Genomic DNA, 11,958 nt, shown 5'->3' with positions numbered 1-11,958 from the left:
TTCAGCAAAAATCCTCTGCATTAATCGCTCTTTTTCCCCTCCACACCATCAGCCATAATTTCATCCGTTAACCGAAATGAATAAATAACGAGGAAAATCATGGCAATCCCTGCATTTGGTCTTGGCACCTTCCGTCTGAAAGATGATGTTGTTATCACATCCGTAAAAACCGCGCTGGAGCTGGGCTATCGTGCTATCGACACCGCGCAAATCTATGACAACGAAGCCGCGGTGGGTCAGGCTATCGCCGAAAGCGGCGTGCCGCGTGATGAGCTGTTCATCACTACCAAAATCTGGATCGAGAACCTGAGCAAAGACAAACTCATCGCCAGCCTGCAAGAAAGTCTGCAGAAGCTGCGCACGGACTATGTTGACCTGACGCTCATCCACTGGCCGGCACCGAACGATGCGGTTGCCGTTGAAGAGTTTATGACAGCCTTGATGGAAGCGAAGAAGCTGGGTCTGACCCGTCAGATTGGTATCTCCAACTTCACTATTCCACTGATGGAGCGCGCGATTGCCGCCGTTGGCGCTGAAAACATTGCGACCAACCAGATTGAACTCTCGCCGTATCTGCAAAACCGTAAAGTCGTCGACTGGGCACGTGAGCACGGCATCCACATCACCTCTTACATGACGCTGGCTTATGGTAAGGCGCTGAAAGATGAAGTGATTGCCCGTATCGCGGCGAAACATAATGCGACTCCGGCGCAGGTTATCCTGGCATGGGCGATGGGCGAGGGGTACGCGGTGATCCCGTCCTCGACGAAGCGTGATAACCTGGCCAGCAACCTGAAGGCGCTGGATCTGCAGTTGGATGATGAAGATCGACAGGCGATCGCTGCGCTGGATTGCAACGATCGGCTGGTGAGCCCGGAAGGTCTGGCGCCGCAGTGGGATTAATCACTCGCTACCGGTATGCCGTTCGCCCTGCCGCCCGAGAAGGTATTACGACAGCTCCTTCGGGAGCTGTTTTACGTGGTCGCTCAGAAAATCAATAAATGCCCTGATGCGAGTGCTGACCGCCCGGTCGCTGTAATAGACGGCACTGAAAGGCATTTCCACCGGTAAGCGCTTATCGGCCAGTAGCTCGACAAACTCTCCGCTGGCAATCTCTTTATCCACCATGTAATCCGACAGGCAGGCAATACCGTTGCCGGTCAGGCACAGCTGCTTGAGCGTTTCGCCGCTATTGGATGACACCGCCGCTTCGATCTCTAACAGCTGGCCATCGCAACAGGAGACCGGCCAGGTATTCAGCGATACCGGCTCGGTGAAGCCGAGGCAGTGATGCTGTTTCAGATCGGATGGATGCTGCGGCATACCGTAGCGCGCGACATAGTCGGGCGAGGCGACGATCTTACGATAGCTGGTAAACAGCGGTCGGGCGCGCAGGCTGGAATCCGTTAAGGTCCCGGCCCGAATGGCCACATCCACTTTCCGTTCAATCAGATTGATAAACGTCTCAGACGAGACGAGCGACAGCGTCATTTCCGGGTAGCGTTCGCGAAATGGCTTCACCAGCGGCATGAGAAAATGCAGCATCACCGGCGTCGCGGCATCTACCCGCAGCAGGCCCCGCGGCGTCGTGCGCGTCTCCAGCAGATCGTTCTCTGCCGCCGCCATTTCCTGCAAGACCACCTGCATCCGGCGAAAATAGCGCTCGCCTTCTTCTGTCAGGCTGAGCTGGCGGGTGGTCCGATTGAGCAGGCTTACGCCTAGCTTTGATTCCAGCTTTTTGACCGCTCGGCTGACGGCGGAGTTGGCCTGTCCGAGCTGCTCGGCCGCCCGGCTGAAACTCCCGCTTTCCACCACCGCCACAAAGATGGCGATCTCCTCTGATGTGGCTCTCATTATTGCACCTATAGCAAAATTCTATTGATACTTTGATAGTTTTTGTTATTTATACAACCCTTCATACTACGTGTCATCTTAATCCTGATGCTACGGAGTAAATTATGCCACTGGCGCTATTTGCCTTAACCATCGGTGCCTTCGCAATTGGCACCACTGAATTTGTGATTGTCGGCCTGGTCCCGACCATTGCTCAGCAACTCTCTATCTCCCTGCCTTCGGCGGGACTGCTGGTCTCTATCTACGCGCTGGGCGTGGCGATCGGCGCCCCGGTACTGACGGCGTTGACCGGGCGTATGCCGCGTAAACAGCTGCTGCTGGCGCTGATGGTGCTGTTTACGGCGGGTAACATACTGGCCTGGCAGGCCCCTGGCTATGAAACGCTGATCCTGGCGCGACTGCTGACTGGTCTGGCGCACGGCGTGTTCTTTTCTATCGGCTCGACAATCGCCACCAGCCTGGTGGCAAAAGAGAAAGCAGCCTCGGCCATCGCCATTATGTTCGGTGGCCTGACGGTCGCGCTGGTGACCGGCGTTCCCTTTGGCACCTTTATTGGCCAGCATTTCGGCTGGCGGGAAACCTTCCTCGCGGTATCGATTCTCGGGGTGATTGCGCTAATCAGCAGTCTGATTCTGGTGCCGAATAATATTCCGGGCCGCGCCAGCGCCAGCCTGCGCGATCAGCTGAAAGTATTAACCCATCCGCGCCTGCTGATGATCTACGCCATTACCGCGCTGGGCTATGGCGGCGTGTTTACCGCTTTTACTTTCCTGGCGCCGATGATGCAGGAGCTGGCCGGCTTCAGCCCGTCAGCGGTGAGCTGGATCCTGCTGGGCTATGGTGTCTCGGTGGCTATAGGTAACGTGTGGGGCGGCAAACTGGCCGATAAGCATGGCGCCGTCTCCGCGCTGAAGTTTATCTTCGCCGCGCTGGTGGTGCTGCTGCTGGTCTTCCAGTTGACCGCCAGCGTTCACTATGCCGCGCTGGCAACGGTACTGGTGATGGGCATCTTCGCCTTCGGCAACGTGCCGGGTCTGCAGGTCTATGTGGTGCAAAAAGCCGAACAGTACACGCCTGGCGCCGTCGACGTCGCTTCCGGCCTGAATATTGCCGCCTTTAACGTCGGCATTGCTCTGGGGTCGATCGTCGGCGGACAGACGGTCGAGCGGTACGGTCTGGCGCAGACGCCGTGGATTGGCGCGATGATTGTGCTGGTCGCTTTGCTGTTGGTGGTCCTGAGCGGACGTTTAGATAAATTGCCACGCCGTTCGGCAGCGCTTTCTCCCGAAGGCTAAGGGTTTCTCGCAATTTGCATTGAAAGTGTATGGGAAAATCCCTATAACAGAATAACCAGTCGTCGTCGGGCTGGTTTCTGTTATCGAGGATTAATGCCCAAATTGCGAAAGAACACCTACGCCATGCGCTATGTCGCCGGACAACCTGCGGAGAGAATATTGCCTCCGGGGGCGTTTGCGGGCGTGAGTCCGGTTTATCCCGCCGGTACGCCATTAAGCAGCGATGAGAAGATCCGCGTGCTGGTATGGAATATCTTCAAGCAGCAGCGCGCAGAGTGGCAGTCGGTCCTCAAAAATTTCGGCAAAGATGCGCATTTGGTCCTGTTGCAGGAGGCGCAAACCACCCCAGAACTGGTCCGGTTCGCGACTTCAAACTATCTGGCCGCCGATCAGGTGCCGGCGCTGGTATTGCCGCAGCATCCTTCCGGCGTAATGACGCTGGCCTCCGCGCACCCCATCTATTGCTGTCCGCTGCGCGAGCGCGAGCCTATTTTGCGATTGCCGAAATCGGCGTTAGTGACCGTTTATCCGCTGCCGGATGCGCGGTTGTTGATGGTAGTCAATATCCATGCCGTCAACTTTAGCCTTGGCGTCGACGTCTACAGCAAACAGCTGCTGCCAATTGGCGATCAGATCGCCCATCACAGCGGGCCGGTGATCATGGCCGGCGACTTCAATGCCTGGAGCCGGCCGCGGATGAATGCGCTGTACCGCTTTGCGCGTGAGATGTCGTTACGCGAAGTTCGTTTCTCAGACGATCAGCGCCGCCGCGCGTTTGGTCGTCCCCTCGATTTTGTGTTCTACCGTGGGTTAAGCGTGCACGATGCTTCCGTGCTGGTGACCCGCGCCTCCGACCACAACCCGCTACTAGTCGAATTCAGTCCCGGCAAGCCTGATTAATTTAAGGTTGGTCAGGCCTGCCATGGGGCAGGCCTGCGCATGCATGGTGCTGCCTTTTATTACTCAAAAAAAACCGTAAGGACAAGACAACATGACAACACGCTCTCACCATGACAACGTCGAAAAGCAGTTCGGCTCCCAGGCCAGCGCCTATCTGACCAGCGCCGTACACGCCTCTGGTCGCGATCTGCAGCGGCTGGCGGAACGGCTGGCTGATTTTCCTCAGGCGAAAGTGCTGGATATGGGCTGCGGGGCAGGGCACGCCAGCTTTACCGCGGCGGGACAGGTTGCCGAGGTGACCGCCTATGATTTATCGAGCCAGATGCTGGAGGTCGTTGCCGCCGCGGCAAAGGAGAAAGGTTTTAGCAATATCGTGACCCAGCAGGGGTACGCCGAAACGCTGCCGTTCGCTGATGCCAGCTTTGATGTGGTGATTAGCCGCTACTCCGCTCACCACTGGCATGACGTTGGCCAGGCGCTGCGTGAGGTGAAACGTGTTCTCAAGCCGGGCGGGGTGATTATCGTGATGGACGTGATGTCGCCGGGTCATCCGGTACGTGATGTCTGGCTGCAGACGGTGGAAGCCCTGCGCGACACCTCGCATGTGCGTAATTATTCCAGCGGCGAGTGGTTGACGCTGGCGACTGAAGCGGGGCTGGTGGTTAACCAGTTGTTGACCGATCGCCTGCCGCTGGAGTTCAGTTCATGGGTGGCGCGGATGCGTACTTCTGAGCCGCTGGTGGAGGCGATTCGCTTATATCAGCAGAGCGCTTCGGCGGAGGTCAAAGCGTACTTCGAGTTACAGGAGGACGGATCGTTTACCAGCGATACCATTCTGTTCGAAGCGCATAAAGCGGTTTAATTTAGGCAACAAGAAAGGCACCGGGGAAGTCGGTGCCTTTTTGTCGAACCAGAGGTATCAGGACTCTGGTCGATCGCTGTTTTTCACAAACAACGTTAGCTGATCGCCTGGGCGCAGGTTGTCGGTATCGCTGTTCCAGCGCATCACGTCGCGAATATTAACGCCGTGACGTTTGGCGATGCTCGACAGCGAATCGCCTTTACGAACGCGATAGGTGATGCTATCGCTGTTGTTCGCCAGACGCTGGGCGCTGCTGCCTGCGCCAATAACCAGATTCTGCCCAACCTTTAATCCAGAGCCGCGCAGGTTATTCCACTGCTGCAGATCGCGGGTCGTCACACCAAGACGGGAAGCTATCCCGGAAATGGTGTCGCCGGAACGCACCTTATAGCTACGGCTGGTCAGCGGCGTATTGTCTGCGAGCTGCGTCGGCTGCACGGCGGCAATGTCGCCAGAGGCCAGCGATTCACGCAGCTGTGCGGCGTGCTTCTGCGGCACCATGACGTACTTTGGCCCGCTCGCGCCCAGCGTTGACCCTTTTACGCCCGCATTGAACGTCTTCAGCTTGCTGACCGGCATACCGGCCATGTCCGCGAGCTGAGAAATATCAACCGGACTGTCGAGGCGAACGCGCGCCAGCGCACGGCTTTCATCAGCCGTAGGCAGCTTTACGCCGTAACGTTTGCTGTTTTTGAGAATGTCGCTCAATGCCAGCATTTTCGGGACGTAGATTTTCGTTTCATGCGGCAGAGACAGCGACCAGAAATCGGTGGGTTTGCCACGCGAACGGTTCGCTTTTACTGCCTTCATGACCCGGCCTTCGCCGCTGTTATAGGCTGCGACCGTTAACAACCAGTCGCCGTCGAACATTTTGTTCAGACGTTGCATCATGTCCAGCGCCGCGGTAGTAGATGCGACGACATCACGACGCGCATCGTAACTGCGGGTCTGTTTTAAACCATAATTGCGCCCTGTGCTCGGAATGATCTGCCAAATGCCTGCGGCATTGGCGCCAGACGTCGCGTGTGGGTCAAAAGCGCTCTCCACTATGGGTAGTAATACCAGTTCCATTGGCATGTTACGTTTCTTAACCTGCCCGGCTATCCAGTACATATACGGCTCTGCCCGTAAAGTTACATCGTGGAGATAGCTCTTATTTCTTAAGTACTTCTGTTTCTGTTCGCGAATCCGGGGATTATCCGGTATTCCCATCTTTAGCTCGTCGCCTATGGAAGTCCACAGATCCTGGTCTTGCGCGTAGAAGGTTCCATCATCTAACCAGCGCGCTTGACTTGTGAACTTGCCTGCTTCCCCTTGACCAGCCGCAGAAAGGCTCTGTGCTCGCTGTTCGACGGTGCCATCGTGCTTAGACGCCTGGCACCCCACCAGCAGGACAGAGGCGAGTAATATCGCTCGTGCCTTCATGTGTGTGTCAATAGTTGCTTAAAAGACGACCAAGGATAACGGCGAAGTTGGCCGATGACAAGAATTAAATATCAGAAGTCATCTTTCTTTGACCTTAACCATGCAAATCGCGCCACAGAGTGTTGCAAATTTGTTTCTTTGTTAATTTTATCAATTAAATCAATATCATTTACGCGTAAAAATAAATTTATACGCCGCTCATTTTTCAGAGTTACGGGTAGTGTTTTTTGTTTTTTTGCACGTAACTCATTAACTTTATGATAGTAATCGTTTATGTCCCTATCATCTGGCAGGATACTCAATGCAAACTTCATATTCGCTAACGTATATTCATGTGCGCAACATATGAGGGTTTCTTCAGGAAGGGCGTTAATTTTCATAAATGATTGATACATCTGCTCTGCTGTACCTTCGAACAGCCTTCCACAGCCGCCGGAAAACATCGTATCGCCACAGAACAGATAAGGTTCGCTGTAGTAACAGATATGTCCTAATGTGTGACCTGGCGTAGAGAAAATGGAAAAATCGTGCCCGAGAATTGACAGCCGATCGCCATCGCCTACCACCTGAGTGACGCCTTTATCCTGGGTTTCCGCCGGCCCGTAAACCACTATAGAAGGGAATTTTTCACGTAATTGTTTTACGCCGCCGACGTGATCCTGATGATGATGGGTCAATAAAATAGCCTCGGGCTGCCACTGGTTTTCCTCGATGGCTGCCAGAACCGGCGCGGCTTCGCCTGGATCTACGATGATGCAGCGGCCGTTATTCTCACTGAGAACCCAGATGTAGTTGTCCTGAAACGCGGGAATACTGATAAGATTCATAAATTACCTCTAAAGCGTAGCGGAAGGTGGCAATGAAGCCGGCAAGGATACCTCACACAGTGACAGCGCCTGAGCATTGGTCCAGTATGCCGTGGGGCGAATACTATCGCGAAACGCTGGAGCAGCAGATGAAACCGTGGCTGGCTAAATTATATGGCTTTCATCTGCTTAAGATTGGCAATCTGAGCGCGGAAATCAATACCGAAGCTTGCGCCATCTCGCACCAGGTGAATGTCTCGCTGGCGGGAAATCCAATGCAGGTCCGGGCTGACCCGCTGCATTTACCCTTTGCCGAAAAGTCCGTTGACGCCTGCCTGCTGGCGCACACCCTGCCGTGGTGTAGCGATCCGCATCGTCTGCTGCGGGAAGCCGATCGTGTACTGATCGATGATGGCTGGATGATCCTGACCGGGTTTAATCCGGTCAGCCTGATGGGGTTGCGTAAGCTGGTGCCGGTCCTGCGCAAAGGAACGCCTTATAATAGCCGTATGTTTACGCTGATGCGCCAGCTGGACTGGCTGGCGCTGCTCAACTTTGAAGTGCTGCACTATGGACGTTACCAGGTTTTGCCCTGGTCGCGCCATGGCGGCAAATTGTTGAGCACCCATCTGCCGGCGCTGGGCTGTTTGCAATTGATTGTCGCCCGCAAACGGACCATTCCGCTGACGCTCAATCCGATGAAATCCGGCAAAGCGAAAACTCAGCTGCGGCCGGCGGTGGGCGCCACCCGGCAGTGGCGCAAAGGGCAGAATTAACTCTCAGGCAGGTAGCCGACATCGTCCAGTGTGGGGTGGGAGGCCGCCGCGCGCGCCAGCTCGTCGCAGCGTTCATTTTCAGGATGGCCGGCATGGCCCTTTACCCATTCCCATTTAATTTTATGCTGGCCAAGCGCGGCGTCCAGCCGCTGCCAGAGGTCGACATTTTTCACCGGCTTTTTCTCTGCCGTTTTCCAGCCGCGCTTTTTCCAGTTGTGGATCCACTGGGTGATCCCCTGACGAACATACTGGCTGTCAGTGCTGAGCACCACTTCGCAATGCTCTTTTAACGCTTCCAGGGCAACAATTGCCGCCATCAGTTCCATGCGGTTATTGGTGGTCAGACGGTAGCCAGCGCTGAAGGTTTTTTCGTGCTGGCGGTAGCGCATGATGGCGCCGTAGCCGCCAGGTCCTGGATTACCCAGGCAAGAGCCGTCGGTGAAAATTTCTACCTGTTTGAGCATCTCTGGTAGACTTCCTGTAATTGAAATCGATTTGTAAACGATAAGTCTGACATAAATGACCGCTATGAGCACTGCAATTACGCGCCAGATTGTTCTCGATACCGAAACCACCGGTATGAACCAGATCGGGGCACACTACGAAGGACACAAGATCATTGAGATCGGCGCCGTGGAGGTGATCAACCGCCGCCTGACCGGTAACAATTTTCACGTCTATCTGAAGCCCGATCGGCTGGTGGATCCTGAAGCATTCGGCGTACACGGGATCGCCGATGAGTTCCTGCTGGATAAACCTACCTTTGCCGACGTGGCTGATGAGTTTATGGATTACATCCGCGGCGCGGAGCTGGTGATCCATAACGCCTCGTTCGATATCGGCTTTATGGATTATGAATTCAGTAAGCTAAACCGCGGCATCGGAAAAACCGAGACCTTTTGTAAAATCACCGACAGTTTGGCGCTGGCGCGGAAAATGTTTCCAGGCAAGCGCAACAGCCTCGATGCGCTATGTTCGCGTTACGAAATAGATAACAGCAAGCGTACGCTGCACGGGGCGTTGCTCGATGCCCAGATCCTTGCCGATGTCTATTTGATGATGACCGGCGGCCAGACTTCGATGGCGTTCTCTATGGAAGGCGAAAGCCAGCAGCAGGCGGGAGAGATGGGAATTCAGCGCGTCGTCCGCGCCGGCAGTCAGTTACGCGTGGTTTATGCCTCAGATGAAGAACTGGCGAACCATGAATCCCGCCTCGACCTGGTACAAAAGAAAGGCGGAAGCTGCCTGTGGCGTGCCTGATAGCCACTAAAATGAATTAAAAATAGGCGGTTGGGTGATTTTTGCAGCAAACGATTCAAAATGGTAGAAAAAGCGTTGACGGGGTAGAGGGGAATCCGTAATATTCGCCTCGTTCCCAACGGAACAACAACGCGGAGCGGTAGTTCAGTCGGTTAGAATACCTGCCTGTCACGCAGGGGGTCGCGGGTTCGAGTCCCGTCCGTTCCGCCACTATTCAGAAAGCCTGAGTCAGCAATGATTCAGGCTTTCGTCGTTTTCGTCGCCGAATTTCAGCGCACCTCTTGTTCCTCCTGCATGCACTGCATAAATACCCGCATCGCCGGACTGATAGCCTTCCCGGCATGGTGGGCGCAGAGCGCATGGATCGTCAACGGCGTCTCGCTGAATGGCAGCTCAACCAGCGTCCCGCGCTTGAGCTCGTCCTCCACCGCAAAGCGTGGCAGAAAACTCACTCCCAGATTTCCCGCCACGCACTGCTTGATACTCTCAATACTCCACAGCTCAATGGTGTTCTCCAGAGTAATTTCGCGCTGGCGCAGGGTGCTTTCAAAAATCTGCCGGAACACGCACTGGGGTTCGTTGATGATAAAGCTCAGCGGGATATGCTGCCGCGGGCGCATGAAGTCTACCGGCGCCTGCTCGACCGATGCGACCAGCGTCAGCGACTGCTGGCCAAGCTCCATTATCGTGAGCGCGTCATCGTTACCCACCCGGTAAAACACCCCCAAATCGACCTCGTCGGCAAGCAGCGCATCGCGGATGCTGTAGCAGTTGAGCGACTGCAGCGACAGGCGCACTTTCGGAGCGCGTTGCTTAAAACGCTGCAGCACCCGCGGCATTTTATACGCCAGCAGCGTTTCGCCAGTGGCGACGCGAAGTTCGCCGCCGGGCTCATCGTCCTGGCGTGCCGCCTGACGTATCGAGGCCATCACTTTAGTCAGGTCGTAGACATGCGGCAGGAGCTTCTTACCGGCGGCGGTGAGACACATCCGCCGGCCGATTTTCTCAAACAGCGGAATGGCAAGCTCCTGCTCCAGCTGCTGGATATGAAAAGTCACGGTGGACTGAGTGCAGCATAGTTTCTGCGCCGCGCGCAGAAAGGAACCTTCTTCGACAACAGTTTTGAAGGTGATGAAGCGTCGCAGATCCATATTTCCTCTTTGTATCGATATTATCGAAGCGAGAATGAAAAAATATTCATTTTTTTAAATTATCAGCTTCGGGTAGTGTCTGCCAGACAAGAGGAGAAAACCCGTGACACCTACCCTGATTAGCGCCTTTTTAACTTACACTTTGATCACCGCCCTGACACCCGGGCCCAACAATATCCTGGCGCTGAGCAGCGTCACCTCCCATGGTCTACGCCGAAGCCTGCGGGTGCTGGCCGGGATGAGCGTCGGGTTTATTATCACTATGTTGATTTGCGCGGCTTTAACCTTTTCGCTGGTTGAACTCGACTCACGCTTTACCCTGGTATTGGGATGGATTGGCGCGGCGTACATCCTGTGGCTGGCCTGGCAGATTGCCAAAAGCAAACCGGCGACAGGGACGCCGAGTGCAGAACCGGTAGGCTTTTGGGCAAGTCTGGGGCTACAGTTCGTCAACGTTAAAATTATTCTGTATGGCATCACCGCGCTTTCTACCTTTGTTCTGCCCGTTACTCGCGAGCCTGTTTGGCTTATCAGCGTGAGTCTGCTGCTGGCGGCGATTGGCGCGCTGGGAAATCTGTGCTGGGCGCTGGCGGGGCATCTGTTTCAGCGCCTGTTTTTGCTGTACGGGCGGCAACTGAACTGGATGCTGGCAGCGTTATTGGTCTACTGTGCTGTGCGGATCGTGGTGGAATAAAAAGGGAGCGCAGCGGCTCCCGAAGGGTGATTAGCCGATCGTGAAAGGATCGGCATCGCGCCAGGCGGGGAATTTTTCACGATATTCCTGAAGGGCGCTCAGCGACAGCTCGGCATCAAGACGAGTGGCCTGATGCGGATCGGCGGTGGCGATAATCTCCCCCTGGGGATTGATAATCCGACTATCGCCGCGGTAATGATGGCCGTTGCCGTCAGTGCCAACCCGGTTACAGCCGGCGACATAGGCCTGGTTTTCAATCGCGCGGGCGATCAGCAGCGACTGCCAGTGCAGCGAGCGCGGCGCCGGCCAGTTGGCGACATACAGCGCCAAATCATAGTCGTTCTGATTACGCGACCATACCGGAAAGCGCAGGTCGTAACAGACCAGCGGCAGGATCCGCCATCCACGCCATTCAAAGACCACGCGCTGGTTTCCGGCCTCATAGTGATGATGTTCATCGGCCATACGGAACAGGTGCCGTTTATCATAATGGTGCACCGTACCGTCAGGCTCGACCAGCAGGAAGCGGTTAACAGCGCCGTGTTCAGTTTGCAGCGCAGCGCTGCCGGCAATCAGCGCCTGGGATTGCGCAGCCCGGGCATGCATCCACTCCACCACGTCGGCCTCGGGTAAAGACTGTTTTGCCGCTTCCATGGCAAAGCCGGTGGTAAACATCTCTGGTAAAACAATCACATCGCGCCCGGTGATTCCTTCCAGTTGGCGATCAAAATGGCGCAGGTTGGCAGGGCCGTCCATCCAGACCAGCGGTTGTTGCAACAGCGAAATTTTCAGGCCAGGCACAATGGTCAACTCCATTCTCATGAGGGGGTTAGGTTAACTGTAACACCATATCAGCCGCGCGGCGGTCCGCGGAATATTTTGTTAAAAAAATGCTACTGATGGAAACGAAAGGGGAGGAGAGGGCGAAAAAAAGG

At 55.4% G+C, this 11,958-nt stretch carries 13 protein-coding genes and 1 tRNA gene; 8 read left to right on the top strand and 6 right to left on the bottom strand.

Translation table 11 applies throughout. From position 1 onward, the window contains the following. Positions 1-99: 99 nt before the first annotated feature. Positions 100-903, top strand: a complete 804-nt coding sequence (gene dkgB, locus HMPREF9538_RS13545; RefSeq protein ID WP_009485145.1) for a 2,5-didehydrogluconate reductase DkgB — start codon at positions 100-102, stop codon at positions 901-903. 45 nt (positions 904-948) lie between these two features. Here dkgB and yafC read toward each other — a convergent pair whose 3' ends face one another. Continuing rightward, on the bottom strand, positions 949-1,854 hold the full coding sequence (gene yafC / locus HMPREF9538_RS13550) for a DNA-binding transcriptional regulator YafC (RefSeq protein ID WP_002889616.1): 906 nt from the start codon (positions 1,852-1,854) through the stop codon (positions 949-951). A gap of 104 nt (positions 1,855-1,958) precedes the next feature. On the opposite strand from yafC, the gene HMPREF9538_RS13555 reads away from it, so the two are divergent. From HMPREF9538_RS13555 to HMPREF9538_RS13565, 3 genes are all read left to right on the top strand, one after another. Further along, a complete protein-coding gene (locus HMPREF9538_RS13555) occupies positions 1,959-3,149 on the top strand; it encodes an MFS transporter (protein ID WP_009485144.1) in 1,191 nt (396 codons plus the stop codon). 102 nt (positions 3,150-3,251) lie between these two features. After that, positions 3,252-4,049 (top strand): endonuclease/exonuclease/phosphatase family protein, encoded by a 798-nt coding sequence (locus tag HMPREF9538_RS13560; RefSeq protein WP_002889629.1) that lies wholly within the window; start codon positions 3,252-3,254, stop codon positions 4,047-4,049. Positions 4,050-4,140: 91 nt separating this feature from the next. Further along, on the top strand, positions 4,141-4,911 hold the full coding sequence (locus tag HMPREF9538_RS13565) for a class I SAM-dependent methyltransferase (RefSeq protein WP_009485143.1): 771 nt from the start codon (positions 4,141-4,143) through the stop codon (positions 4,909-4,911). Between the two features lie 57 nt (positions 4,912-4,968). Here the strand turns inward: HMPREF9538_RS13565 and mltD are convergent, their stop codons facing one another. Beyond that, on the bottom strand, positions 4,969-6,336 hold the full coding sequence (gene mltD / locus HMPREF9538_RS13570) for a murein transglycosylase D (protein ID WP_002889632.1): 1,368 nt from the start codon (positions 6,334-6,336) through the stop codon (positions 4,969-4,971). Between the two features lie 71 nt (positions 6,337-6,407). After that, positions 6,408-7,163 carry a hydroxyacylglutathione hydrolase gene (gene gloB / locus HMPREF9538_RS13575; protein ID WP_004145833.1) on the bottom strand — a complete coding sequence of 252 codons (756 nt, stop codon included), beginning with the start codon at positions 7,161-7,163 and terminating at the stop codon, positions 6,408-6,410. A 32-nt stretch (positions 7,164-7,195) separates the two neighbouring features. On the opposite strand from gloB, the gene HMPREF9538_RS13580 reads away from it, so the two are divergent. After that, a complete protein-coding gene (locus HMPREF9538_RS13580; RefSeq protein ID WP_002889685.1) occupies positions 7,196-7,918 on the top strand; it encodes a class I SAM-dependent methyltransferase in 723 nt (240 codons plus the stop codon). Here the strand turns inward: HMPREF9538_RS13580 and rnhA are convergent. Beyond that, complete coding sequence (gene rnhA / locus HMPREF9538_RS13585) at positions 7,915-8,382, bottom strand: ribonuclease HI (protein ID WP_002889686.1); 468 nt, start codon at positions 8,380-8,382, stop codon at positions 7,915-7,917. The genes HMPREF9538_RS13580 and rnhA overlap by 4 nt on opposite strands. Before the next feature lie 64 nt (positions 8,383-8,446). On the opposite strand from rnhA, the gene dnaQ reads away from it, so the two are divergent. Together dnaQ and HMPREF9538_RS13595 are read left to right on the top strand one after the other, a co-directional pair. Continuing rightward, a complete protein-coding gene (gene dnaQ / locus HMPREF9538_RS13590) occupies positions 8,447-9,178 on the top strand; it encodes a DNA polymerase III subunit epsilon (RefSeq protein ID WP_004152034.1) in 732 nt (243 codons plus the stop codon). A gap of 133 nt (positions 9,179-9,311) precedes the next feature. Further along, positions 9,312-9,388, top strand: a tRNA-Asp gene (locus HMPREF9538_RS13595). Positions 9,389-9,447: 59 nt separating this feature from the next. Here HMPREF9538_RS13595 and HMPREF9538_RS13600 read toward each other — a convergent pair. Further along, positions 9,448-10,329: a LysR family transcriptional regulator gene (locus HMPREF9538_RS13600; protein WP_009485142.1), complete on the bottom strand. Its 882-nt coding sequence runs from the start codon at positions 10,327-10,329 to the stop codon at positions 9,448-9,450. A gap of 103 nt (positions 10,330-10,432) precedes the next feature. On the opposite strand from HMPREF9538_RS13600, the gene eamB reads away from it, so the two are divergent. Beyond that, positions 10,433-11,023, top strand: a complete 591-nt coding sequence (gene eamB, locus HMPREF9538_RS13605; protein WP_004177339.1) for a cysteine/O-acetylserine transporter — start codon at positions 10,433-10,435, stop codon at positions 11,021-11,023. A gap of 30 nt (positions 11,024-11,053) precedes the next feature. Here eamB and HMPREF9538_RS13610 read toward each other — a convergent pair whose 3' ends face one another. Next, complete coding sequence (locus tag HMPREF9538_RS13610; protein WP_002889689.1) at positions 11,054-11,824, bottom strand: amidohydrolase; 771 nt, start codon at positions 11,822-11,824, stop codon at positions 11,054-11,056. Positions 11,825-11,958: the final 134 nt, after the last annotated feature.

This window comes from Klebsiella sp. MS 92-3 (assembly GCF_000195655.1).
GTDB lineage: Bacteria > Pseudomonadota > Gammaproteobacteria > Enterobacterales > Enterobacteriaceae > Klebsiella > Klebsiella pneumoniae.
Note: the sequence above shows the minus strand (reverse complement) of the source record. Positions and strands in the feature narration are given on the sequence as shown.